This is a genomic window from Ligilactobacillus sp. LYQ135, from assembly GCF_053711055.1.
This window is the reverse complement of record NZ_JBSJYT010000011.1, coordinates 17827-43155: the sequence shown is the minus strand read 5'-3', so window position 1 is coordinate 43155 and position 25329 is coordinate 17827. Positions and strand designations below refer to the sequence as shown.

General features: G+C 29.8%; 27 protein-coding genes. 18 read left to right on the top strand and 9 right to left on the bottom strand.

What is annotated here, in order from left to right; genetic code table 11:
- The first annotated feature begins 42 nt into the window (after positions 1-42).
- The 7 genes from ACWCL1_RS08245 to ACWCL1_RS08215 all read left to right on the top strand — a co-directional run bounded on the left by ACWCL1_RS08245 (position 43) and on the right by ACWCL1_RS08215 (position 7762).
- Entirely contained in the window at positions 43-1047 is a 1005-nt protein-coding gene (locus ACWCL1_RS08245) for a family 20 glycosylhydrolase (RefSeq protein WP_454546437.1), read from the top strand.
- A 131-nt stretch (positions 1048-1178) separates the two neighbouring features.
- Complete coding sequence (locus ACWCL1_RS08240) at positions 1179-1934, top strand: class A sortase (RefSeq protein ID WP_454546436.1); 756 nt, start codon at positions 1179-1181, stop codon at positions 1932-1934.
- Entirely contained in the window at positions 1931-2758 is an 828-nt protein-coding gene (locus ACWCL1_RS08235; protein WP_454546435.1) for a hypothetical protein, read from the top strand. Before ACWCL1_RS08240 ends, ACWCL1_RS08235 begins: the two co-directional genes overlap by 4 nt.
- Positions 2700-3830, top strand: a complete 1131-nt coding sequence (locus tag ACWCL1_RS08230; protein ID WP_454546434.1) for a hypothetical protein — start codon at positions 2700-2702, stop codon at positions 3828-3830. Before ACWCL1_RS08235 ends, ACWCL1_RS08230 begins: the two co-directional genes overlap by 59 nt.
- Positions 3820-4092 carry a hypothetical protein gene (locus ACWCL1_RS08225; RefSeq protein ID WP_454546433.1) on the top strand — a complete coding sequence of 91 codons (273 nt, stop codon included), beginning with the start codon at positions 3820-3822 and terminating at the stop codon, positions 4090-4092. Before ACWCL1_RS08230 ends, ACWCL1_RS08225 begins: the two co-directional genes overlap by 11 nt.
- Positions 4093-4295: 203 nt before the next feature.
- Complete coding sequence (locus tag ACWCL1_RS08220) at positions 4296-7040, top strand: AAA family ATPase (RefSeq protein WP_454546432.1); 2745 nt, start codon at positions 4296-4298, stop codon at positions 7038-7040.
- 296 nt (positions 7041-7336) lie between these two features.
- On the top strand, positions 7337-7762 hold the full coding sequence (locus ACWCL1_RS08215) for a hypothetical protein (protein WP_454546431.1): 426 nt from the start codon (positions 7337-7339) through the stop codon (positions 7760-7762).
- Positions 7763-7827: 65 nt separating this feature from the next.
- Here the strand turns inward: ACWCL1_RS08215 and ACWCL1_RS08210 are convergent, their stop codons facing one another.
- Genes ACWCL1_RS08210 through ACWCL1_RS08180 form a run of 7 tightly spaced genes read right to left on the bottom strand, consistent with a single transcriptional unit; the run spans position 7828 to position 11100 of the window.
- Positions 7828-8187, bottom strand: a complete 360-nt coding sequence (locus ACWCL1_RS08210; protein ID WP_454546430.1) for a hypothetical protein — start codon at positions 8185-8187, stop codon at positions 7828-7830.
- 43 nt (positions 8188-8230) lie between these two features.
- Complete coding sequence (locus ACWCL1_RS08205; protein WP_454546429.1) at positions 8231-8443, bottom strand: hypothetical protein; 213 nt, start codon at positions 8441-8443, stop codon at positions 8231-8233.
- A gap of 18 nt (positions 8444-8461) precedes the next feature.
- The gene (locus ACWCL1_RS08200; RefSeq protein ID WP_454546428.1) at positions 8462-8929 is read right to left on the bottom strand and encodes a hypothetical protein; all 468 of its coding nucleotides are present in this window, start codon (positions 8927-8929) and stop codon (positions 8462-8464) included.
- A 51-nt stretch (positions 8930-8980) separates the two neighbouring features.
- Positions 8981-9349 carry a hypothetical protein gene (locus ACWCL1_RS08195; RefSeq protein WP_454546427.1) on the bottom strand — a complete coding sequence of 123 codons (369 nt, stop codon included), beginning with the start codon at positions 9347-9349 and terminating at the stop codon, positions 8981-8983.
- A gap of 19 nt (positions 9350-9368) precedes the next feature.
- Positions 9369-10418 carry a hypothetical protein gene (locus tag ACWCL1_RS08190; RefSeq protein ID WP_454546426.1) on the bottom strand — a complete coding sequence of 350 codons (1050 nt, stop codon included), beginning with the start codon at positions 10416-10418 and terminating at the stop codon, positions 9369-9371.
- Positions 10419-10450: 32 nt separating this feature from the next.
- Complete coding sequence (locus ACWCL1_RS08185) at positions 10451-10768, bottom strand: hypothetical protein (RefSeq protein WP_454546425.1); 318 nt, start codon at positions 10766-10768, stop codon at positions 10451-10453.
- Between the two features lie 2 nt (positions 10769-10770).
- Positions 10771-11100 carry a hypothetical protein gene (locus ACWCL1_RS08180; RefSeq protein WP_454546424.1) on the bottom strand — a complete coding sequence of 110 codons (330 nt, stop codon included), beginning with the start codon at positions 11098-11100 and terminating at the stop codon, positions 10771-10773.
- A gap of 135 nt (positions 11101-11235) precedes the next feature.
- Between ACWCL1_RS08180 and ACWCL1_RS08175 the strand changes: the two genes are divergently transcribed.
- From ACWCL1_RS08175 to ACWCL1_RS08130, 10 genes are all read left to right on the top strand, one after another.
- Positions 11236-11862 (top strand): helix-turn-helix domain-containing protein, encoded by a 627-nt coding sequence (locus tag ACWCL1_RS08175; protein ID WP_454546423.1) that lies wholly within the window; start codon positions 11236-11238, stop codon positions 11860-11862.
- Between the two features lie 127 nt (positions 11863-11989).
- Positions 11990-13069, top strand: coding sequence for an abortive infection family protein (locus ACWCL1_RS08170; protein ID WP_454546422.1), 1080 nt, complete (start codon positions 11990-11992; stop codon positions 13067-13069).
- A gap of 220 nt (positions 13070-13289) precedes the next feature.
- The gene (locus ACWCL1_RS08165; protein ID WP_454546421.1) at positions 13290-13850 is read left to right on the top strand and encodes a hypothetical protein; all 561 of its coding nucleotides are present in this window, start codon (positions 13290-13292) and stop codon (positions 13848-13850) included.
- Position 13851: 1 nt separating this feature from the next.
- Positions 13852-14403: a hypothetical protein gene (locus ACWCL1_RS08160; RefSeq protein WP_454546420.1), complete on the top strand. Its 552-nt coding sequence runs from the start codon at positions 13852-13854 to the stop codon at positions 14401-14403.
- A gap of 484 nt (positions 14404-14887) precedes the next feature.
- Positions 14888-15100 (top strand): helix-turn-helix domain-containing protein, encoded by a 213-nt coding sequence (locus ACWCL1_RS08155; protein WP_454546419.1) that lies wholly within the window; start codon positions 14888-14890, stop codon positions 15098-15100.
- Positions 15101-15168: 68 nt separating this feature from the next.
- A complete protein-coding gene (locus ACWCL1_RS08150) occupies positions 15169-15564 on the top strand; it encodes a hypothetical protein (RefSeq protein WP_454546418.1) in 396 nt (131 codons plus the stop codon).
- Between the two features lie 38 nt (positions 15565-15602).
- Entirely contained in the window at positions 15603-15950 is a 348-nt protein-coding gene (locus ACWCL1_RS08145) for a hypothetical protein (protein ID WP_454546417.1), read from the top strand.
- A complete protein-coding gene (locus tag ACWCL1_RS08140; protein ID WP_454546416.1) occupies positions 15934-17100 on the top strand; it encodes an SNF2-related protein in 1167 nt (388 codons plus the stop codon). Before ACWCL1_RS08145 ends, ACWCL1_RS08140 begins: the two co-directional genes overlap by 17 nt.
- Complete coding sequence (locus ACWCL1_RS08135; RefSeq protein WP_454546415.1) at positions 17093-18391, top strand: DUF3440 domain-containing protein; 1299 nt, start codon at positions 17093-17095, stop codon at positions 18389-18391. The genes ACWCL1_RS08140 and ACWCL1_RS08135 overlap by 8 nt, the downstream gene beginning before the upstream one ends.
- A complete protein-coding gene (locus ACWCL1_RS08130; protein ID WP_454546414.1) occupies positions 18366-18884 on the top strand; it encodes an IbrB-like domain-containing protein in 519 nt (172 codons plus the stop codon). The genes ACWCL1_RS08135 and ACWCL1_RS08130 overlap by 26 nt, the downstream gene beginning before the upstream one ends.
- Before the next feature lie 226 nt (positions 18885-19110).
- On the opposite strand, the gene ACWCL1_RS08125 is transcribed toward ACWCL1_RS08130, so the two are convergent.
- A complete protein-coding gene (locus tag ACWCL1_RS08125; RefSeq protein WP_454546413.1) occupies positions 19111-20709 on the bottom strand; it encodes a hypothetical protein in 1599 nt (532 codons plus the stop codon).
- A 38-nt stretch (positions 20710-20747) separates the two neighbouring features.
- Positions 20748-21329, bottom strand: a complete 582-nt coding sequence (locus tag ACWCL1_RS08120) for a hypothetical protein (protein WP_454546412.1) — start codon at positions 21327-21329, stop codon at positions 20748-20750.
- 192 nt (positions 21330-21521) lie between these two features.
- Between ACWCL1_RS08120 and ACWCL1_RS08115 the strand changes: the two genes are divergently transcribed.
- Entirely contained in the window at positions 21522-25328 is a 3807-nt protein-coding gene (locus ACWCL1_RS08115) for a hypothetical protein (RefSeq protein WP_454546411.1), read from the top strand.
- The last annotated feature ends 1 nt before the right edge of the window (position 25329 follow it).

Sequence of the window (25329 nt, the reverse complement as noted above, 5' to 3'; positions counted from 1 at the left end):
ATAACTTAAACTAGTTATCTCTTTTTTAGAAAGGAAAATACTATGAAATTTCATAAAATCGTTGTAGCAACATTAATTGCTTTTTCTTTTTGTTCAGTACCTAATAAGATTTTAGCCAATAATGTTAGTCCATATACAGTTTATAGTCAAAAAAAATCAAATGACGTAACTCAAAATAATATTTTAATGTTAGATGTTGCACGTAGAAAAATGACTAAATCACAAATTCTACAAGTCATCAAAAACGTTGATCCTCATAAGTTTCAATTTATTCAACTACATTTAAATGACAATGAGGGTTTTGCGGTAAAAACTAATATTTTGCATAATACAACTAACAAAAACGCATTATCTCTAGAAGAAATTAAAGATATTGTTAATTATGCCAATCAAAAAGGCATTAATATAATTCCAGATATTGATGTTCCTGCGCATTGTCAAGCGATTATTAATCAATTAAATAACTGCAATAGTCCCTGGTTAGATAAAGATATTATAATGTCAGATGATACGTTAGATTATACTAATCCTGAAACACTGAATTTTGTTAAACAATTGTATGCTGAAATTTTACCAGCATTTAACAATCAAAAGCACACATATTGGATGATCGGTGGAGATGAAGTTGTAGGTAATGGAAATTGTGCAATACAATTTAGTAATTTTATAAATAAATTAAATGACTATCTTAATCGTAAAGGTTTCCAAACCATCGTTTGGAATGATTGTATCAACCCTAAAGTATTAGCTAATTTAAATGATAACATCACGGTTAATTACTGGACGACCAGTGATGCAAATACTAGTGCACAACAAATAGCCAATCATGGAAATCCAGTTCGTAATACAAACCACTATGCTAACTACTATAATACCGTTGATTTGCATAATACAACTTTAAGAAAACAGAAAGTCGAAGCTATGTCTCAGCAAAAAAATGCTAAGTCAACGTATTTATGGGGAAGCAATAGCCAACAAGAAAAACAGATTAGTAATAAAGACGTTATTAGTTATATTAAACAAGTACAAAATTCAATTGATAAATAGTTATTTTCAAGAGCACTAAATTTTTAGTGCTCTTTTTGATATTAAAAAACGTTTACTATGATGTTTTTGTGTAAGATAAATGTTATAATAAATATTGTTATTTCAATCTTTAAAGGAGGTTTAGCTTTTGAGTGAATAATAAAAATAAAAGATTAAATTTGCTGATCTTTTTAGATCTAGTAGTTTTACTAGTCTCAGGAAGTGTGATTTTATACCAGCAAAATATTGGTAATTTTAAGCAATTTATTGCTATAAAATGCAGACAAAAAATGTCATACAATAACACACCTACAACGCCTCAAAAAATTGATGGTATCGCAGAAGGTGTTATTGATAATACAACTGATTTTACTAAATTAGGAGAAATAGCAATTCCCAAATTAGGGATATTGTTACCAATCTACAACCGTCCGTATGATCAAACCGCTCTTAATAAAGGAGCTCAACAAATGCCAACTAACAGTGGGGACATTGATACATTAGGACATGGTAACTTGGTGATTGTGGGACATAACTACAATGATGGACATAGTGATTTTAGTGCTCTTCAAGAATATATTAATAACAATCAACCATATTTAAAAAATAATCAGTGTCATATAAATAACTGGATAAATGGTCAAAAAATATATATTGCTACCTCACAAAAAATTTTTGAATATAGCATATCTAAGCAATATTTAATTAAGGAGGATAATACTGATGTACTCAATGATTCTAATGATGCTCAGATTAATTTAATAACGTGTTTAGAGCCTAATGATCAATATCGCATCATTACTACTGGTACATTAGAAGCTCAATGGGATTGGAAAACCGCTCCTGTATCAATAATTAATTATTTTAATCATCAAAAATTTAAATATAACTTGAAAGTAGGTGCATGATTATTAAAAAGAAAAACTTTGCCAATAGCAAATTTATTAAATTTATCTCTAAAATTTTTTGGGGAATTATATTTATTTTAACAATAGGACTTGAAGGGTGGTTAATTTCATCATTAATTTCTCCTTTCTTTCAGAAGCTAGATGTTTCACAATCATTTACGTTACTCAGGAAACCTGATGATTGGGTCTTACTGATTATTACTAATATATCTATGCTTACTGGAATTTATTTAATCCGATTAATGATTAAGCATAAACAGGAAACAGAATTAACTAAAAATAAATACCATTTTTGGCCACTATTTTTCGGAATGTTTGGTTGTATGCTAACTAGCAGCTCTTTTCTTGGTTTATTAGCAGAAGCAACTTATATGAAGAGTGATAAAATCACTGCTAAATTTATTAAAAGCGTGGCTATGATTACTAATGTAAATTATGTTGTAGGTTACCTCACAATGATTGTTACTATTTGCTTAATGCTTTGGTTAGTTCGTAATTGGATCAAACAAAATTATTGGTATGCAGTCGCTGTAATCGTGCCACCATTAATTTATATTCGTCAACTTTTAATTTTACAGATAAACTGGCAAAAATTTTTAAATGCTAAATCAACCACATATGAAATGTTAGCTAAAATGTTTACTGCTGCTCATGATAGTGGCAATATTTCGATTGATGTTGCATTAATGAATGGTGCAGTAGAACCAGCTTTGATTACATCTTGGATTGGACTATTTATATTAATAATGATTGGGGGACTAATTCTTGTTATTAAAATCAAAACAAAAACACAACAAAGAATCAGAGAAAAAATCAAAAAATAAACAGAAAAAAAAGAAATTAACTTCTATGCGAGTTAAAGAAAAAGAACATTATTTTTCAGATGTGAGACTTTTTAAGTGGATGCCCTGGCTTTTCGGATTCGCACTCTTATTACTTTTTATTGCTGGAGGATGGAGTTATAGCAATAATCATCAATATAATGTCGCACAAACTCGAAAGTCTATGAAAGAGGGCACTCAACTTCCAATATTAAATAAGGGTGCAGCCGATAAAGGAACATTAACTTTAGGAAACTCTATTCTTAGTAAGGATCATAAACAAATGGCTGTTACTATCAAATATGATGATAAAGCTCATCAAGCTTTAAGTTCATTTGGTACTGGGTATAGACTTTGGTTAGTTGCTACTGATGGCTACCCTGTTGAAGATATTCATGTAAAATATGGCATATTTGGTACAGATGGAAGTGGTGTATTACAAATTACCTCAGATAAGCCATTCAAAAATGAAGCTTTTGTAATTATGATTGTAGATACAGCTAAATTAACCACTACCGAACAGGCAGCCAATGGCTCAACAGTAGACGATAGTACAATTAATAAATCCATTACTGCACAATTATCAAATGGTACGCTAGACGGATCTGATGATATGAGCGATTCTAGCTCTAGCACAGCAAATTCTAATGTTCCACCAATTTATTATATGCGTTTAAATCCATATTCGGCTAAACAGACTGATGTTAATTGGGACAACAACGAAGTAGAATTAGTCGATACTTTGTTCATTCACAATAATTTAGAAAAAATTAAAGATCAAGTTGAGAAAAATAAAAAACAACTTAAAGAAGCCAAGAATACACTAGAAGAATATAATAAGCGATTGAAAATTAATCCTGATGATCAAATTGCACAACAAGGAAAACAAGATCAAGAAGGACAAATTGAACAATTGCAACAGAATGTAGAAAGCGCTAATAAGAAATATCAAAAAATTAAAAATACACGTTTAAGTAATAATATTTTAGGTGAAGAACAAACTAAAAATAAAGTTAAAGTCGTATCTCAAGCCAAATTCGATACATTACAGGGAGGCGATACGAGTGGAAACTAAGGAAGAAGTATATCCACAAATGCTATCATTATTTGAAAATAACCCTTCATTAACTATTGAAGAAATTATTAAAATTGTTAATGATGCATATAAAGAAGCTCAATTAAATTCGATTAAACCATATGAACCTATTAAGGTCGATCCGCTTGATGATGATAACTCATCATATCATGCTAATGTAGAAAAACATGAAACAAGCGGATTCCAAGATGCTGATTTACATTCTCCAACATTTGTAGACAGCGAAACTGAGATATTGTAATTAAACAAAAGAACGTGGTAAATATCACGTTCTTTTTGTTATCGTTAAATAATAACAAGTGTTGTATGTGTTATAATATAACACGTACAAATATATTAAAGAGGTGAAAAGTTATCAATTCAGTTAAATTATTTATTCCTTCAGAATTAAATGAAAAATATAATTACTCACTGACACAATTAGATGATAGTTATAATTTACTAGTGGGTTATGAAAATCAATTAGAGTTACTAGATTCAGCTCTATATGGGCTCAATACCCCTTCGGCCATGATTATTGGCGACCCAGGAGTGGGGAAAACATCAATGGTTAAACAACTCGCACATAATCGTTATTCTGCTGATCGACCTCTATGTGTAGTTGAATTAAATATCGAAAAACTAGGTGAACTAAATGACAATGTGTTTGTTTCACGCTGTCGAGAAATTTTAACAGACATGAATAAAATTAAAGAATATACTGCTAAACAAAATGACATTGAAAATAATAGTTACCAAATGGCACTATTTATTGATGAAATTCATAAGTTAAATAACTATGGTAAAGCTCATCGTGGTAAAGAAGGATCATCAGGAGCTATGAATGCTTTAAAGAATGATTTAGCCGCTGGAGTTTTCCCTGTAATTGGAGCAACTACCAAAGATGAATTTCGTAACAATATTGAACCTGACAAGGCCTTTAGTAGACGATTAACAAAAATTGTCATGGAAGAGCCACCAAAAAAGGTCATTGAAGATATAGCTAAACATTGGTTGAAATCAAAAAGTAATAATAATTATATTCCCTTTATTGATGATCAAGATTTAAGTAGATTAATTGATTATTCAAATGCTTATGTCCGTGATTCAGCTCAACCAGCACGTACACTAGCAATGTTAGACAAATGTGTCGGTATTTGTCGTAAAGCATATTTAAATCATAAAAATACAGCAGGAGCTGTACCTGGATTAATTATTGATGAAAATGTAATTGCTAAGGCTTTTGAAATTGAAGGCCATACTATCAATACTGATCCTAAACATGTTCAACTGGTTATTCCTAAAAATTTGGATAAAAAATATAATCATGCTTTGCAAGCTATGAAACCTGGTAAAAATACTTTAATTGGCTATCAAGATCAATTAGAAATGTTAGAAGCATGTTTATATCGCGTTTCTGAACCTGATGCGTTATTACTAGGTGATGCTGGTGTTGGTAAAACTGCTTTAATTGAACAAGCTATCTATAATCGTAGCTTAACTGATCGGCCATTATGTGTTGTATCATTAAGTATCGAAAAACTAGGGGAATTAAATGAAAATATGATGATCAGTAGAATGCGTACATTACTAACCGATTTAAATGAGATTCAAAAAGTCACTCGTGAAGCCAATCCTGATAAGAATTTCCAAATGGCTCTTTTTATTGACGAAATTCATAAACTAAATCATTATGGTAAGGTTGATAGTCAAGAAGGATCATCAGCTGCTATGAATGCTTTAAAAGAAGGCTTAGCTAGAGATGAATTTGCTTTAATTGGTGCAACTACTGATTATGAATATAGGCGCGATATTGTAAAAGATACCGCTTTTGATCGTAGATTTGGCAAAATTATTATGAAACAACCTGGATTAGAAGATACCATCACAATCATGAAAAGACGTTTAGCTTCATATAGCGAACAAGGATTATCTAATATCCCTCAATGTAGTGATGCTATGTATCGCCAAATTATTATGTACTCAGATGCATTTATTAGGAATCTTGTTAATCCTGCTAAGTCACTAAGTATTTTAAACAACTGTGTTGGCTTTTGTCGAAAGGAACATAAAAATGAGATTGATCATGAAATCATCGCTAAAGCGTTCCTTTCAGAAGGATATACTATTGATACAACCACAAATCCTGAGCATATTATTGAAGTTGTTAATAAAAAAGTAATTGGCCAACCGTTAGCATTGGATCAATTAGCCAACGTAGTGCGAAATAGTTTATATACGAGACGTGATTATAAAAAGCCCTTAATGACAGCGCTTTTTGTGGGTTCAACTGGTGTTGGTAAAACCGAAACTGCCAAAGCATTGGCTGAGGCATTTTTTGGTCGTAGAGATGCAATTATCACACTAAATGGTGGTGACTATGCTACTAAAAAGGATGCAGCCAAAGCTCAACATTTTGTAGGCGATTCAATGCAGACTGATAAGCGAAAAATCATTTTGTTGGATGAAATTGAAAAATCCAATAAGCAAGTAATGGATGCATATATGCGGATGATTGATGAAGGAATCGCACGCGACAGTCATGGTATTGAACGTTCACTAAACAGTACCATCATCATTGCAACTTCAAACTTAGGAGCTGATGTTTTTGGTCAATTGAAGGAAACTTTAAAACTTGATCGAGAAAGTAATCCTAATAAGTTAAATACTCAATTATTAACAGAGTGGGAACGCAGAAAAGAATCTGTTAAAACTGCTCTTCTTTCTGGAAATAGTGGTCGTGATGATGGAATTAAGCCAGAATTTTTGCAAAGATTTAGTTTAATGATTCCATTTATGCCATTAGCAACTAAATCATATGCAATGATTGCGCGAATGCAGTTAGAGGATTTTGTTGAAGATATGAAAAATAATATTGAATATCCTATCACTATTCAATTACCACAAAAGGAATCTCATGCATATTGGACTAGACAAATGAGTTCAAGTACAACCCCATTTGATAATGATGATCCAATATCTGTCATGATTGCTAAAGATAAAATCTCAAAAGAAGCAAATAAAACAGGTGCTCGTGAAATCACTAACTATATTAATAATACTGTTAAAACAGATGTAATTAAACTACTTGATTATCGCGTATCTCATCATTTGCCAATTAATGGAGCTTTTAGATTGTCCGTTAGTCATGCTTCATTTTTTGATAACAGTGGAAAATTGTCTGATATTAAAGTTGACTACATTTCCTAATGTATCTAAGTAGAAATGTAGACATAAATTGAAGAAAATAAAAAAACCGCCTACAGTTTGGACTCTTAGGGCGGTAGTAATACTATTAGCTTTAGCAACAACCAACAAATAGCTGTTATTGAAGAGTTTCATGTTAACGCATGGAACTCTTTTCGTTTATTATAATAACTTTTAAATTTTAATTTGTCAACGAAAATATTTCAACAAATGTTGTAATATCAACGTCTTTAATAAAAAATATATATGCATTGAAATTTATCTTTATGTACTTATAATAAAAATAGGAGGTAAAAAATGTGAACAAATTAGAATGGAAAATGTTTTTATATATGATAGTACCAGCAACTATATGTTATGAATTTGGAATGGAATATTTTTATCTTTATATGGCTATTTTTTTTGCTGGAGTACAATTTATTTTTAGTAATGATTTTTTAGAAAAATATAATATAAAAGATAATGAGAATATAATGAAACTATCGCGGATGGAAATAACCAAGTTGTCAATTAGTGTCCTCATTTCTAAACTAATACTAACTCCTGTAATTAATTTGATGGATTATTTAGCAATAAAAAATACTATCAATATCTGGCAGTTAATCGCATCTAGAGCATTTCAAGTTTTATTTATATTTCTTTGTGCATTACTTATTCAAGGTTTTGTTTTAGGAACAATAGAACCATGGATGGCTCAAAAAATAAAACAAAAAATTCAAAATTAAATAAATAGAAAAATCCACTCTTAATAGAGTGGATTTTTCTATATGCTATTTTTTGTTTAATAACTTTATGGATGTATTTTGATCCCATAAAATTGATTCATAGATTGAATTATCGTTTGATGTATATCGCTACTATAAAATATATATGCCATGAATAAAAACAGTAGAGTGAAAAAAGCTGGGAAAAATTTTAATGCATCTATTATTACTGGTTTAATTTTTTTTAAAAACTTTTTTATATTTGAACGCTTTATTTTAATTGATTCTACCCACGTATGATTTGCATGACGCATAGTATAGATATGCATAATATAACCTATCAAAGCAGCTATTACAAAAACACTAATAAGACATACTATTAGCAGTATTAACGAAACTATAATAGCAGCTAATATGAATAGGTGATTAAATTGAGTTTCAGACATTGACATATATTTCTCCTTTCAATCATTTCAAATATTTTTCAAGCTAGGAAATTTCAATCAATTCTAAATCATTAATGGTACATGTTTTATCATCTGCTAACATATCTTCTAATAATTTTTTAGTTTCTTCTAAAGTTGTTCCTTTACTTGGTGACATACAAGAGGCTTCCTTAGGATCATCGACCCACGAAATTAATTCTTCAATAACTTTTAAATACATTTCATTTTTTGTGTTTTTAATTTTATAAACAGACATAATTAGATTATCCTTCTTTCAATTAAAAAATTTTTTATTTAAGCGGTAACGTTTAATAAAATTGTTCCGACCAAATGAATAAACTAAAAGTAAGTTACCTAAAAATCCAGATACCAACACCAATCCCATACAAACAAACGGATCTGCAACATTATCTACAAATACATACCCATAGGGATCAGTTGTTCCTATATATCCAAAAAAAATAAAATAAAAAGCCATTAATGCCCATCCTAAAAATAACGCACCATCAGCTAAAAATGTTTTTTTGCGATAATTTTTATGATTAAGATCAATTTTTATTCCCTCATTATCAACCTGCACAATTCTTCCTAATTGTTTTGATAATATAACCGCATATTCTTTTTTCGATGGAGGCTTGATGTTTCGATCATTTAAACTAACTCTATGAATATGTAGGTCATTAAAAGATATATAAACTATCCCATCTTTGCTTGTTGTATTTTTTTTCAATGTATTTTTCAATATTATTAACATCTTCTTGTAACCATTTTTGATTATTAGTAATTCTTTTTGTCATTTAATTTTCATCTCCTCATTAGTCTCAATAGGGTTAATTTCAATTAAATAACCTAAGTATTCTTTAGCAATATTAATCAATTCAAAACCAATCGTATTTACAGTAAGTTGATAATTTTTAGCAATCATGAACTCTAGACTGTTAAGTGTAAGTCCTGTTAGTGTAAGCTTAAAAAAGCCCATATACTGTTTGTTAGACGAATCAGTAAGGCTAAATTTTATAATAATAAATTCATCATCACAGTTATATTTAATTTTATTAATTTTAAAGATCATGTTATTGAATATACAGTTATTCAGCGTTCTTTTAATATCCTTGTTCATTTTTTGAATTTGATAATATTTTTTTAATTTACTATATTGCATCATAAGTACCCCCTTGATATTAAGCTAAAGTAGGGGTTTTCTGATTGATTTTAGTCATTAACCTTTGAATTTCATTCATGGCAGGTTCATTGTCAGTTTTATTTACTTTAATTGACTGAATATCGGATTCATTAGCATTTTTTTCAGTATACCAAGATGGCATTTTTTCTTGAAAATGACCTTTGCGAGCGTAATATACAGGTTTGGCCACTTTTGTAGGATTAATAATTTCATCAAAAAAGTTAATAAGAGCTTGTTTAATGTACTTAGATTTATTTTTAGCTACTTTTTGAGCTTTATTAAAAATATACTTAATACGTTCACCTAAAGAACCTTGAACTTTCCCTGATTGTTCAAAGCGTAAAGTAGTATTGTTTTTCTTAGCAGCAATTGCTTTTGCTTGTAATACTAGACTAACATTTGCCTTAATTTCGTTTTCTTGATTGTTGGACACTTCAAATAAAGCAGTAACTGCATCTATAGGTAAATTAACATGATGAATTAGACTGTATTTTAATCCATTCAATGCTACTTGCTGATTATTTTGAGAATCAGTTTCAGATTCAACTACAGTTGATTGATTTACATGTTGATGTGACTTAACAGTATCTAAATAGTTATTAGTCTGTTTATTATTATTCTGATTACGGGACAAATTTGAGCCCTGCGCAAGGTTAGATTTTGTCTGTGTAGTGGTATTATCACAGATTTTATCTATACTAGAACAATCTTCTGTAGATGTGTTATAATTATCTTCAGAGAAAAATTTAATTTGTTTATCAGGGCTGATAAAAATTAAATTATTTCTATGAAAAACACGTTTAATAATTAACCAACCTTTCTTGGTTAGTGATTTTAAAACGTTTTTAACTGTTGAAGGTGAGGTTTCTAAAACCTCACTTAATTCTTTTATAGTATAAATGACATAATAATCATTTTGTGATTTGTCAAAAAATTCCTTACGTTTACGTGAGGATAGCATACGATCAAAGATTTCCATTAGGGCTAATTTTTCAATTGCAGATAGTTTGTGGTTATTAAATCCCATATAATATTTTTTAAATTGCATTATTAAAGTTCCTCTCTATTTTTGAATAATTATTAATCTAAATTTTGTTTGTCAGGGCTGATGAAAATTTTATTATTTTGACATACAGCTCGTTTAATGATTAGCCAACCATTTAGGGTTAAGGTTTTAAGGGCATTTTTAATAGTTGAAGGAGATACCTCTACAACTTCACTTAATTCATTAATAGGGTAGACTACATAATAGTCACCACGTTCGCTATCAAAGAAATCTTTACTTTTACGTGCAGATTTCATACGATCGTAGATCTCAACTAAAACAAGTTTTTCAACAGCCGATAAGTTTTTATGATTAAATCCTGTATAAAATTTTTTATATGGAATGGTAGACATAATTAATTTTCCTCCTCAATTAATTTATATAAATCTACATAATCGAAATCACTATACATTGCTAGTGATTCTAGAAATTGACTATGAACTTTTATGAAATGATTAATTCCATCAATGGAGGTTGGAAATGTAGTTCCTTTAATCATTTCAGGTAAAGATTTGAATTGCTTTAAAACAGGTTCAGTTGTTTTATCAACTACCGCTTTTAAGGCAATTTTTTTATTTGTAATAATAAATTTTAGACAAGCCTTGTCATCAACTAAGATGTTATTCACACTGCAATATGTATACAAATCTGTTTTTAAATCATCTATAATGTTTCTAAGAGACATTGTTATTTCAACCTCTTTCGTATTATTTGTTCAAGTATGATTTTAAGACATGATTCTATTTTTGTAAAGTTTTAATTTACAAAAATAGAATGGATTTTGTTAAAAATAAATTTACAAAATATAGAAGGAATATTTATGGATTTAAGTAAAAAAATACTAAAATTAAGAATTAATGCAAAACTTTCACAAACTGATGCAGCGAAAGGTATTGGAATTAGTAGACAATTATTAAACCAATATGAGCATGGAAAAGTTTTTCCTAGAAGAAACAATTTACAAAAAATAAGTGATTTTTATAATGTTCCTATCTCAGAACTATTATCTGAAAGTAACTCAAAAAAGGAGCTACCTGACAATGCTGTACCATTAGCTACATGGATAAAAGTCCCTGTTTTAGGAGAAATAGCTTGTGGTCAACCACTTTTAGCAGAACAAAACATCGAAACATATCAATCAATTCCTGCTAATATGTTGTCAAAAAATTTAACAGGTGTTTTTGGATTATATTGTCATGGTGACAGTATGTCTCCTAATATTGAAGATGGTGATTTAGTAATCATCCACAAACAATCATTTGTTGAAGATGGCGAAGTTGCTGCAATATTGATTAATGATGAAGCAACGTTGAAACGTATTAAACATGTTGGTAGCCAAATACTACTAATGCCTGATAACAGTGATTATGATCCAATTATCTTAAATCAACAGGATGATAATCGTATTTTAGGTAAAGTAATATTAAAAATAAGTAAATCCATCTAGAAAAACATTTGTTATCGTTTAACGTTTACAACGACGTTATTATGTTAACATTTATTCAATATAAATAAAAAGTATATTAAGTAAATTAGTAGTAGTTATTTTAAATTTTTTAAGGGAGAGTTTACTGTTGGTAAAACTTAAAACTAATAACGATAAGGTCAAAAATTTGCATACAAATGCAAAATCTAGTTATGAAAAGAAAGATTATCTTAACGTAATAACTAAATCACGCACTATGTTAGAACAATTTTTTATAGATACCTTAAAAGAAAATGGACGCGAAGAAGATGCTAAAAAAGCAGATGGAAATATTAATAGGCAATTTAAATCATTAAAGGAATTGTATAAAGATAAACTTTCTGATGAGTTAGATGAGAATATAACAAATTTGATTGGATCATTTACTAACATAGTTAATACTATTGGTTATATACGTAATAATAATAGTGATGCACATGCAAGCCTTCATAAAATTTTACCTTCAGAAATGAATGAGAGCTTAGCTAGTTTAACACTTGATTCAGCAGTAATTATTATTAACTTTTTAGAGGAATTAAATGCTAAGGTGTTGGATGCTAAGAGGTATAATCCTGAAAATTTATTATTACCTTTTTCTAAAATTAATTTAAGTAAAACGCTTTTGGACAATAACTATGAAAAAATATCTATTCCATCAGACTTTTCAATCTCAAATGTTAATATTTCAAAATCAACGTTAGATTATTTATCTTTAGATTATTTATCTAAAGAAGAGAATACAGATAATGATATAAACTCAGATTATTATGGTTTATTTATTCAAAGTGGTAAAGATTTTAGCAAAAGTGGAAAAGCAGAAATGGAATGGGATAGATCATTTAGGACAAATGAATATACAGATGAGCGGTTATTGAAGATGATTTATACAGATGAGGGTTATATATCGAATGATATTATCAATATTCCAATGATCTTTGGAGATGAATACATTCCTAGTAAAAATAATCAAGAAAATAATCAATTGTTTTATTATGGTAGGTTAAGGAATATCGAGCAGAATAGTAAATATGTAAGTATAGAATACGATATTTTAGGTAATATTCCAGCTGAAAAAATGTTACATTTTAGTAATACGTTAGATATTTATGATTTGGAATTTCATCGAACTCATTGGGCACTAAAACACGTTAATGCTATTAAAACTTTGGGTTTAGATTTTTCTGATTAAAAAATTGACTTTTCTCTATAAAAAGTACAATAATAGGCACTGTCAAATTAATGATTGTTAAAAGCGCAATTTAATAGGCGCTTTTATTTTTTGTGAAAGGAAAATTTGCATAAAACATTGATTCTACAATGTTTTGTATGTTTACAAAGTTGAAATTAAAGGTTATTATGATATTATTTAGTTAAAGAATTATATCAAATAAGGCATTGGGAGATTTTTCATGAAGCCTAATGAATTAAAGTTTCAAAAGAATGTTATTGAGTATATAAATACTATAGAGAATCCACCTGTGGTGGAAGCCTTTAAAAGCAAAGCTAAGAGTGGAAAAGGATTGATGATATTAGATATTATTATTTTTGTTATTAATATTATATGTTTTGCACTTTTATTAGGGAAAAAGTCAGTTATTTTACAAATATTACCGCTAATTAATTCAGCAGTAATTTTATGTTTTCAATTCTTTTTAAAATTGAGTACCTATGAAGAAATTTCTAAAGTAAGTTCACAGATTAAATTTATAGAAGATAATCATACTAAAATAATAAAATGTGTTAAACTTATTAAATTTTTAGGTTGGACTTTAAGTGCATTAACATTTAGCATATTGCTTTTGGGTCAAAAGTTAAATGGAGCATACTACTACTGTTTAAGTATCAGTTTAATTATAGTTTCAGTAATATATGGAGTTATGGATAAACTAATATGGCAGTTTTTTAATTCCAATAACACTGACTTACGTAATTTATTAAAAAACTCTTTAAGGACGGAGAAGGGACAATAAAATGAATATAATATCAATGGTACTGATTTCAATATCTATTTGCTTATTAGCTTTAATAGTTGCTTATGGAACAGTTGTTTTTTTAATTGGAGAATTTAAACTAACTAATAATATCTTAAAAGAATTGTTTTTGATGAGTTTTAGTGAAAAATACCAAAATAAAATAGTAAAAGAAGTATCAGACGAATTAAATAAACAATTAAAAGCACAATTAAATCAAATAATTTCCACTAAAAATAAGGAACTGATAACTGAGTTGGGAGAAGATGTAACCAACGAAGATATTAATATATTTAAAGATGTTCTCAAAGAGATTACGTCAAAGGATAGTATAGTAACTGAAAAATATGTTATGAAATTTTGTAAAGAAAATGATTTGTTTTCATTTATTGATAACTTAAATGAATTTATCAAATTAGCACCATTACTAAATGAAACTAAATATAGTGATGATAATATGATTAGTAGTTTTATGGATGATAAAATCAAACCACTCCTTGCATTGATAAATGTTAATATGCAGGATTTTTATCGCTCAACTTTTATCGCGTAGTTTACACATAAGTTATTTTGATAATATTTATAAAAAGCGTAATATGGTTTACGCTTTTATTTTTTTGTAAAAATTATATAAAAGATTAAATCATTCCATTGTTTGTAACAGTAAAATAATAACTTTTTTATTAAATGTACTTGACTTTAACACGATAAAGAGTTATGATTAATAATGTGCTAAGGAGGTGAGTAGATGAGATACAAACCTAAGCACAAAAAAAGCACTAAAATTAATTCTTTAGACTTAATACAAACCATCGTTTCAATCATTGCCATGATTATAAGTTTGCTAAGTTGGCTAGGAATTAAACCTTAGTGCTAGGACAAGAAAGGGCGAAATTGAAAGATTAAGCCCTTCTTTTCCTATACTAACTTATATAGGAGGATATATCAATGAGTAGTCGTAAATTGAAAATTATAACAATAATTTGCTTAGGTTTTACTATTTTATTTACTATATTAAATATATTGGGGATTAAGCCATGAAAAATATTAATTTAGATGATAAAAATATAATGACCTCACAAGAGGCTGCTAAAATATGGGGTTTAAATGCAGCTTATGTTAGGACTTCAATCAAGCAATCGCCAAATAAGTGGCCAAAAGGTAGTTATCGAAAATTTGGAAAAACATTGGTTGTTACTACGTATGGTATGGAACAAGCCACAGGCATCTCTGATCCAAGAGAAAATTAATTGAAACGAAGTAACAACATAAGATTTAATTGAATTTAAAAAATTATAGAATATTGGAGGAATCAACAATGGAATTTAATGGAAAGAAATATATTAAGGTGTTCAATGATAAAGCTCATGAAAGTGGTTGGGCTTTTAAAGAAAATGGTAAATACATTTTGGATAATGACTTAGGAAAATTAACGGCAGGTACGATAATTGAGATTGATAAAAGCCATAACATTATCAGTCATGAAAAAACTGCTGTTGAAAGACTTGAAATAGAAAAAGCTGAGGAACATAAAAATAATGCTCGGATTGCTAAGGAATCGATTGGAAAAAAGGTTAAGTTTAAAACTCAAGGAGTAGGTGTAATTGATGGATATGATGAAAAATTGAATCAAGTTAATGTTGTTTTCGATAATGGTACTCACAAAGGATATTATTTTACACCTAGAGCTTTTGAGGGTCATTGGGTGGATTAAGTAACAATAATTAAATTATTGGAAGTAGAAGAGTGATTATGAAAGCTTACATTATGAATAATCAAATTAAATATGATACAGGTAAGGCCAGTTTAATTACGTTGCCTAGCACTAATGGACAAAAGTTTTGGATAAGTAATAACCTTATTTATGATAAGAATGAATATTCTAAAATTATTTACTTACCAGAAGGGTACACATTTAATGCAGTAAGTGGCGCACGAGATAAAAATAAATTTAAAATATCATCCGAAAGAGTATATGAACTATTATCTAAAACGACCGCTCCTAATAAAAAAATAAAGCCAAAAGTTCGTATTGAGAAACATATTCCAGAACGAATTAAACCTAAAAAAGCGGTGATAGATAATGAACTTAAACGTTAACCAAATAAATGCAATCCAAAAGCTGGGAAATTTGAGGGTTGGTGCTTTATTTATGGAACCAGGAACTGGAAAAACTAGAACCGCAATTGAGTTAATTAAATCATCTCAAACAGATTTAGTGTTATTTCTAGTTCCGTTTCAAACTAAGGATAACTTACGCAAGGAATTTAATAAGTGGAATTTTAACTATAATTATCGCATTGAAGGGATTGAAAGTTTAAGTAATTCAGATCGTTTATATTTGGATTTATTAAAAATAGTTTCTCATTATGAGAAACCTTTTATAGTAGTGGATGAAAGTTTAAAAATTAAAAACAGAAAGGCTAAGCGAACTCAAAGAATTTTAGAAATTGGCAAACATTGTTATTATCGTTTGATTTTAAATGGTACGCCATTATCTAAAAACATTCTTGATTTATGGTCACAAATGCAGTTTTTAAGTCCTAAAATACTTAAAATGGGATTTAATCAATTTAAAGAAACATTTGTTGAATATGTTGTATTTCGTACCCCAAAGGGAAAACAAGAACAGATTAAAACGTATGCTAATATGGATTATTTGTATTCATTAATTAAGCCATATGTTTTTGATTCTAAGTTAGATTTAGGAATTACTGAACAAGATATTAAAGTAGAGTATATTATAGCTAATAAAGATCAATATATTGAAGCTAAAGAATGTTTTTTGAATGCATTGGCTAGTTTTGATAATGATGTTGAATTTTTGGCACATACTACTAGAATGCAAATGACATACTCAATGGATATAAACAAGATTAATGTGGGAAAACAATTGATCAGTAATTTAAATCAACCGTCCATTATTTTTTGCAAATATGTTGAAACTCAAAAAGAATTAACTAAAAGATTTCCACAATGCTTGGTAATTACATATGGTAAGGGTTCACTTGGTCTTAATCTTCAAAAATATAAAAATATTATCTTTTGGGATAAAACATGGGATTATGCACAATTAGAACAAGCCAAGAGAAGGATTTATCGCATCGGACAATCTAAAGATGTTCGTTATTATCATCTTACAGGAGATGTTGGATTAGAAAAAATGATGGATAAATGCATTGATAATAAAATTAGTTTATTAAATATGTTCAAGAATGTAAGTATGAAGGAAGTTGATAAACTTGTCTAAAATTTACTTAAAAGAGAATGTATTAGAAGCATCTCAGGAACGTTTAAAAAATATATTCAAGGAATTTGATAACGTTTTGGTCGCTTTTTCTGGTGGTAAAGATAGTGGTCTATTGCTAAATTTAGCTTATGATTATGCAAAAAAACATAATCAATTAAATAAACTAGCAATGTATTTTTTAGATTATGAAGCACAATATGAATTAACTATTGATTACGTTAAGAGTGAATTTGAACGTTTAAATGATATTAAGCGTTATTGGATTTGTTTGCCTAATGATGTTCCAACTGCCACATCAATGGCTAATGGAGTATGGACACCGTGGGATGAAACTAAAAAAGACATTTGGGTACGAGATATGCCAAGTGCTGACTATGTTATTAATGAAAACAATGTCTCTTGGACATATGAACCACATACAAGAGACTATCAAGCTCAAGAAGATTTTACAAAATGGTTTAGTTCAAAAAATGGTAAAACAGGAGTATTAATTGCAATTCGTGCAGAAGAGTCATTAGATCGGTATAGAGCTATCAAATCGCAACGGAAAATCAACGGATATAAAGATTACAATTATATGATAAAGAAAGATATTAATACAGTTAATTGTTATCCGATCTATGATTGGAAAGCTCAAGACATTTGGATATGTAATGCTAAATACGGATATAGATATAATCACTTGTATGATATATTTTATCAGGCTGGCATTCCATTAGATAAAATGAGGATTGCTAGTCCATTTTTAGCTCAAGGGCTCGATAATCTTAAATATTATCAAGTAATTGAACCTGACACTTGGGGTAAAATGCTTGGGAGAGTTAATGGAGTGAATTTTGCTAGTATTTATGGCGGAACAACAGCTATGGGATGGAAAAACATTAGATTGCCTAGAGGGTACACTTGGAAAAGTTATCTGAAATTTTTATTATCAACTTTACCTAAGGAAACACGGAAGAATTATGAGCGCATTTTTAAAACGTCAATTGAGTTTTGGCGTTCCAAAGGCGGAGTGCTGGATAACGAAACTATTCAAGAATTAAAAGATGCTGGTATACCATTAAAAGTTGGAAATAAAACTAATTACAAAACAGATAAGAAACCTGTCACTTTTGCTGAATATCCAGATGATGCACCAATTAAAAATTTTAGGCTAGTTCCTAGTTACAAAAGAATGTGCATTACAATTATGAAAAATGATCATACAGCTAAATATATGGGATTTAGTGCTACAAAAGCACAAAGAGAAAAGAGGAAAAAAGCGATTGAAAAATACAAGAAACTTCTGTAGTCCAGTATATAATGTAAAGGCGATTCCAATTGAAAAGATTCAGGCAAACAGTTATAATCCCAATCATGTTGCGCCGCCAGAAATGAAATTACTTTATGAATCTATTAAATCTGATGGGTATACTATGCCGATAGTTGTATATAAATTACCAAATGAAGATAAATATGAAATTGTTGACGGTTATCATAGGTATACTACTATGTTAAAACATAAAGACATCTATGAGCGCGAAGATGGGATGTTACCATGTTCAATTATAGATAAACCAATTGAAAATCGAATTGCATCCACAATTCGTCATAATCGTGCGCGTGGAACTCATGATGTTGATTTAATGGTTAATATCGTAGCAGAGTTAAAAGAAGCTGGTATGTCTGACAAATGGATTATGAAGAATATAGGAATGGATGCAGATGAATTATTAAGATTAAAACAAATTAGTGGACTAGCAAGTTTATTTAGAGACAAAGATTTTAGTAATGCTTGGAGATAATAAAAAAGAAATTAAGTTGCAAAACATGGCCAAACATGTATAATTAGTATTGTAAATTCATCTAGTGATATGCTAGAAATAAAGAGTTGGGATGATTCTCAACTCTTTATTTGTTATAAAATAGAATAAGTTTCAAAGTATCAAAGATTAATAAATTTAGCACATCTATTTACTAAACTAACTATAATTAAAAGACACCACGTTTTACGTGATGTCTTTTAATTATCTATTTTTTTCTAAATGCTTCATATCCTACAATTCCTAACAATGTAATCAATGAAATTATTTGTCCTATGCGTGCAAGTGTTGAATATTCGCTTGTTATTGTAATTTCCCCTGAATTTACATTTTTTAATTCCAATGTCCCTCGATTTGAGCGATAAACTTTTAATTCTTGATTTGAAGAATTGAAAACTTTTGTACCAGCATAATACACAACCGGAATATTTAAATCTTTACCATCAGCTTGTTTAGGAACAGTAATTGTCATTTTATCGTCATTTACTTTATATTTAATGTTAATTTTTTTATTATTTGCATAAAATTCATGGTTAGAAATTGTATTAGCCATTTTTTCTGATTCTTTAGGAAAATAGTCTAAATTATTCCAATTCAATAATTGACCGATCTTATTTTCAGAAATAAAGTTCTCACTTTTAGCAGTTGATTTTAACGCTACTACACTAGACAATTGCAGTCCGATCGCTAACACCACTAAGAAAGGCGCGATAAATTTATATCGTTTTGCATCTAATGTTATCGATACTCCATATAGTAATAAAAACACTCCTGCAAAGGTCATAAAACGCCAAGGAAATTGTAATAACGCAACCGAATCATTAATCAATCTCCATGGGAATAATTTTGTAGTTAAAATCGCAAAAATCAACCCCAAAATAAAGAATAGTTGTTGATCTTTAGTCTTATTTAGATTGACTAAACCAATGAATAAAAATACTATACAAATCAACCCTAAATTAGCAACTGTGATTTGAGAATTCCCCAAAGTATTATTCAGAGAATTATTAATCAACTCTGATACAGGAAAAGCAGAATTTTCTAAATTACCTAAGAAAGGCGAAGCTATACCCAATCTAGCTTGTTGTAAATATGGTAAAATAAAACCTAAACTTAACATCATTGAAAGGAAAGCCGCTTTTAATACTTCAACAACACTTTTCTTTACATCTACTATCCGAGTTACACATGCAATTGTCATAATTATACATACAACTAACATCAATATTGCAGTTAATAAATGTGAATATAAAATTAAAGTCATTCCAATTGCTAATTGAATACCATGTTTTTCATTTTTAATTAAAATGCTATATAAAGCTGAAATTACCAATGGAACAAAAGCCATTGCGATTAATTCTCCAATATCAAAACGGCGATAAACATTTAATATACGATAATTCAAAAACATATATAGCACCGCAAAAACCGTTGACTTCAATTCCGATCTATGTGTATAAATTTGCTTTCCAGCGTAATACGCAATTAAACCAGTAACAACATTTAAGCAATATAAAAATGCTACATATCCAAATGTTACGGAATGGAATAGTTTCATTAATATTACAACTGGATATAAAGTTAACCAGGGATAAAAATAATTTATTCCATATCCAATTTGATTAAACGTTTTAAAATTAATTGGATGCGTCAACACATTATCTAATCCAATCATTCGATTAATATGGAAAACTAAATCTGAATTACGATAATTTATAAGCGGATTTCTACCATTCAGTATAAATACCGTAGCTGCCAATAATATTACTAAGATCGGCATATATGTATTTAAGTTTCGTTTTTTCACAATATTTCTTCTTTCATTATTATTTAAAAATATCTTTGTTAGTCATCACTAACTGTATTTAGATCTGAAGCATTAAATGTTTTGACATCTTTACTGTCTTTGCCATTATCAAAATCTACTTTTTTGCTATCTGTTACAAGGTATTCATCTGAATGTAACGTTGGTTCAGAACCAGATGGGGTTTCTACAGTTTTGAAACCTGTAAGGACTTTCCCATTAACTTTTACTGTCGTACCTGCATCTTTTAAAGCTGTAAAACAGTCATTAGAATCAGATTCCATAATAGCTTCTTCTACGCCTTTGTTGTCATTGTCGACATAAACGTTGTAATCAATATCATAGGTTGTTGATTCAATATCATATTTTTTGGCAATTTTTTTAATTTCTTTTTCATTTTTTCCAATCAATTTTGCGGTGTAATCAGCATCTACTCCATAATAGTCGGTTACTGTATTACCATGAAAAACTACAATATTATCAATATAACCATCATCAATAAGATACCAGACTTGACCTTCACTTTTAGCAGGTGCTTTTGTTCCTAAGTTGCATCCAGCTAAAAAGAGCGGAATGCATAATATCATTAACATAGGAATTACAATCTTTTTAACTTTTTTCATCTAAAAAACTTCCTTCTATGTAATATACTTTTATAATTTATCATAAATTGAATATGATTTAAATATTTCTACGTATTACATTATAATACATAAAAACAAAAAGTAAATAAATTTCAATATCTATGATGTAATTCATTTTAAAAAATAGTAAAATGAAATAGTAAATATGAAAAGAAAGGACTGATTTTTCAATTGGAAGTTACAAGTCAACGAAAAACGATTGCACAAAGATTGACAAATATTGTCAAAAGTAAAGTGCTAGTTGTTTTGTCTTTAATAATGATTAGCTTTGGATTATTTAGCAATATTGGAAAAGCTAAAGCTGATGATAACTATAATTTATCAACGGTTTATCAATACTTTTTGCTAGATAATCGAAATGGGTATACTCCTAAAAAAGATAAGAGCTTTAAGGATGCTATTTCTGGAGCATTGGGTTCTGGAGGTAATCAAGGTACTTTCAGTTACGATGACATCGTTAATGGTGCAGGATCTAAAAATCGTAATAGTGCTAAAAAATTCTGTGGAATTATGTCCACTTTAAGTGGATATGGTTATATCAGCACCACTAATCAAGGGATTTTTGGAATTGGAGAAAAAGTATCACATGTTATTAATGGTTCAATACTATTAATTTTTGGGGTCATCCAAGATTTATTGGATTTAATGTGGGCAGCATTTGTTTTGGTAGTAACTCAATTTAACTTTTACTCATTTATAGCAGGAATTTTTGGACAAACAAATGCAGCTGATAAATTATCAAGCGCTTTAGGTATTAGTAAAGGTACAGTTGAACAAATAGTAGCATTAGCATTTGGAGTTTTAACAATGTTTTTATTGGTATTGCTAATCTACGCTTTACGTAAAGGTAATGATGTTGATAAATCGGCTATGAAAAATTTGGTAACTAGATTTATTGGTGCAGCTGCAATGCCATTAACTATGATGTTTTGTGGGTTACTAATTAGTGATTTTATTCCAGCAGATATGGCCAAACCTAGTAGCAAACCAATTTTTGCTAACTACTTAATTGATCAGCAAACCTGGGCTGAAAAAGAAAATTTTGATATGACTGTTGGGGGAATAAATCAAATTAGCGGTAGCAATGCCGATGGTACTTATTTAAACACTTCGTATAATCCTTATGCACAAAACAGTAAGGCTTATGCGATTGGACAAAAGTTATACAAAGACAGTGGTGTTAATAATGGTGCATTTCCTAATACAGCGATTGCTATGAGATATTTAAGTGGTAAAACATTTAACGCTCAAGATTATTTAGCAAGTATCCAAGAACCTGGTAAAATTAACAGTATTAATACTAGAGTTGCTAATTTTTCAAAAGATAATTATAAGGCTCTATATACTTTTGATGAGGGATATACAAGCACAGGTACAAAGATGGATGGTTGGGCAAATGATAAATCCCCTATGTCTCAAGCTAAAGATGATTATTATACAGGAAAACCTGGTACAAAAGATTTTAAAGCTTTACAAAATCAAGAGCAAACATGGATTGACAGATACATCTATGGTGCTAAAGCAACAGGTAACATCAAAGATTACTATGAAGCAGGGCCAAGTAAGGAACAGGTATTTGCTGGTGCTGGTGGAAGTAATGATCGTTTTAGTGATGCATCCATGTATTTAATCTTATGCACACAATTTAGCGAAAAGGGTGGAACATTCTCTATTGCAACTCCAGCACAAGGAGCTTATGGATCAATTGCTCAATTTGCATATCAATCACCAGTCTGGAGTGAAGTAAGTATGGTAGGTACACCAGTATTTACCATTCCAGCAATGATTAGTAATACTACTGTAGCATTGCTTATTGGTTTGGCAATGATTGTAGCTATTTGGTCAATCGGTATTCTGGAAATGAACTTATTGCCATTAAGAGCCTGGTTTAAAATCATTACAGTAGGATCTTTAGAGTATACTTATGCATCAATAGTATATGCGACAGGAGTTGCTGGAACATTAATGACCATGAGTATTTTCCCACGTTTATTAATGAATATATTAAATGTAATTTTAACCACTGTATTTACGCCATTAACGCAAGGATTGACGAGTGCAGCAGGTGGTGTTCCGACTGCTTCAGGTACAGAAATGCTAGGAATTTCTAACTGGATCACTATGTTGATCGGTATAGCTGGTGTGCTTATGTTTTTGAAGAATGCTAAATTCAGAGATTCGTTAATTCAATTAATGTGTATTCCCTGGCTTTGGGCAAAATCAGTCGGTGAAAAATTTGAAAATCAAGCAAGTGGTGGAACAGGTTCTAAAGTTCGCAATCTTATGAAAGGTGATGCTCAACGCAGAGAAAAACATAGACAATTTACTAATGATGCATTAGAACATCTATCTAAAGGTGATACTACTGTTGGTAGATTGGCCAATAAATTCACCAATGGTGCAATTGGTCGAGCTGCAAGAGCAGGATTAGCAGCTCAAGCTATGACTGGATCATATGGCAAAGATAAGTTTGATAAACTTGATGGCGGCTTAGGTAAGCATGATAATATTAAACGTGCATTACATCAACAAGGTGTCAATGAACGTTTAGAGAATGCTTTGAGCAAGGCAACGCCTAAGAACTTGAAGTCTAACTTTGATAAAATTGCTAAAGATTTACCTAATGAAGATGATCAATTCAAACCAATTAATGAAAATGGCGAGTTTGATGAGAACGGTAAATTAAATGCAGATGATCCACGTTTAACTGAAGAAGAGCGTCAAGAGGCTCAAGAAATTAATGATCAACAAGAACAATTAGATCAAGAACAACAAGAGTTGGATGAAGCACAAAAACAATTAGATGCTGAAAAAGAAGAGTTAGAACGTGCTCATAAAGCTGGCGAAATTTCTGATGATGAATATGAAAAACGTAAAGCTGAATTAGAAAAACGCCAAGCTGAACATGATGCTAAACAAGAAGCTCATAATAATGCTCAAAACGTATTAAATGCTCGTAAACGTGCATTAATGGATAAAGTTAATGGCACAGCTTCACTTGATGAAAATGGCAAGTTCGATCCTAATAATCCAAACTTAACGCCAATTCAAGCTCAACAAGCAAAACAACTCAACAGTGAGCAAGATGATTTAGATAGTGTTATGAATGATCTTGAAAAAGCTAAAGCAGATGGTTCATTGAATGATAAAGAATATGAACGATTGAAGGGACGATTGGATCAAGATAGTCAAGAATTAGCACAAAAACATCGAAATGGTGAAGTTACTGGTGACGAATATCTACGACAAAAGAATGCGTTGGATAAGAAGTACAAGGAATTGGCTCGTCAACATGAAAATGGCGAATTAGGAACAGATCAACATTATGAAGAACGTAAACAAGAGCTCAATAAACAACAAAATGAACTTGATTTACGTAAGCAAAAACTAATTAGTGATGTTGCTCAAACTGCACAAGGTAGACCAATTTCTGTCAGTCAATTACGGAACAAAACTAATGAGTTAGTAGAAAATGCGCGTGGCGCGGTTTCAGTTTACAAAAAGAATCCAAATGCGCAAACTGCACAAAATGTGGTACAAACCTTCCAAGATATGCAGAAGCAAGCTAAGCGATTGGGGACAACTACTAAAGAACTCTACGGATTTGATGTTCAACAACGTATTAATGATGTCGTTGATACACAATATCTACCAGATAAGATGGGAACAACTTCTGTTCAAGTAACTACTGATGATGATGGTAGTCAAACAATAGAAATGCAACGACCATTAGGTAGAAACAGTTACTCAAACAACTCATCAAATACTGTTGCAAACTCACGTACATCTCAAACAAGAAACAAATACAGACGTCAAACAATGCATTTTAGTGACACTCAATCACGCCCAACATCTGTTGATCCAGCATCTACAGCACAAAAAAATGCAACAAGACGCCCAAAGGTAAATACTACTTTGAGTAAATCTCCAAGAGGATTAAGTAGGAAAAAAGTGCATCATCTAAGTAGAAGAAAATAAA

Coding starts and splice junctions, on each gene's coding strand:
- ACWCL1_RS08210 (WP_454546430.1), bottom strand. CDS start 8,187: ATGTCTGAAACTCAATTTAATCACCTATTCATATTAGCTGCTATTATA.
- ACWCL1_RS08190 (WP_454546426.1), bottom strand. CDS start 10,418: ATGCAATTTAAAAAATATTATATGGGATTTAATAACCACAAACTATCT.
- ACWCL1_RS08245 (WP_454546437.1), top strand. CDS start 43: ATGAAATTTCATAAAATCGTTGTAGCAACATTAATTGCTTTTTCTTTT.
- ACWCL1_RS08120 (WP_454546412.1), bottom strand. CDS start 21,329: ATGAAAAAAGTTAAAAAGATTGTAATTCCTATGTTAATGATATTATGC.
- ACWCL1_RS08235 (WP_454546435.1), top strand. CDS start 1,931: ATGATTATTAAAAAGAAAAACTTTGCCAATAGCAAATTTATTAAATTT.
- ACWCL1_RS08175 (WP_454546423.1), top strand. CDS start 11,236: ATGGATTTAAGTAAAAAAATACTAAAATTAAGAATTAATGCAAAACTT.
- ACWCL1_RS08185 (WP_454546425.1), bottom strand. CDS start 10,768: ATGTCTACCATTCCATATAAAAAATTTTATACAGGATTTAATCATAAA.
- ACWCL1_RS08205 (WP_454546429.1), bottom strand. CDS start 8,443: ATGTCTGTTTATAAAATTAAAAACACAAAAAATGAAATGTATTTAAAA.
- ACWCL1_RS08160 (WP_454546420.1), top strand. CDS start 13,852: ATGAATATAATATCAATGGTACTGATTTCAATATCTATTTGCTTATTA.
- ACWCL1_RS08145 (WP_454546417.1), top strand. CDS start 15,603: ATGAAAGCTTACATTATGAATAATCAAATTAAATATGATACAGGTAAG.
- ACWCL1_RS08155 (WP_454546419.1), top strand. CDS start 14,888: ATGAAAAATATTAATTTAGATGATAAAAATATAATGACCTCACAAGAG.
- ACWCL1_RS08140 (WP_454546416.1), top strand. CDS start 15,934: ATGAACTTAAACGTTAACCAAATAAATGCAATCCAAAAGCTGGGAAAT.
- ACWCL1_RS08180 (WP_454546424.1), bottom strand. CDS start 11,100: ATGTCTCTTAGAAACATTATAGATGATTTAAAAACAGATTTGTATACA.
- ACWCL1_RS08150 (WP_454546418.1), top strand. CDS start 15,169: ATGGAATTTAATGGAAAGAAATATATTAAGGTGTTCAATGATAAAGCT.
- ACWCL1_RS08195 (WP_454546427.1), bottom strand. CDS start 9,349: ATGCAATATAGTAAATTAAAAAAATATTATCAAATTCAAAAAATGAAC.
- ACWCL1_RS08165 (WP_454546421.1), top strand. CDS start 13,290: ATGAAGCCTAATGAATTAAAGTTTCAAAAGAATGTTATTGAGTATATA.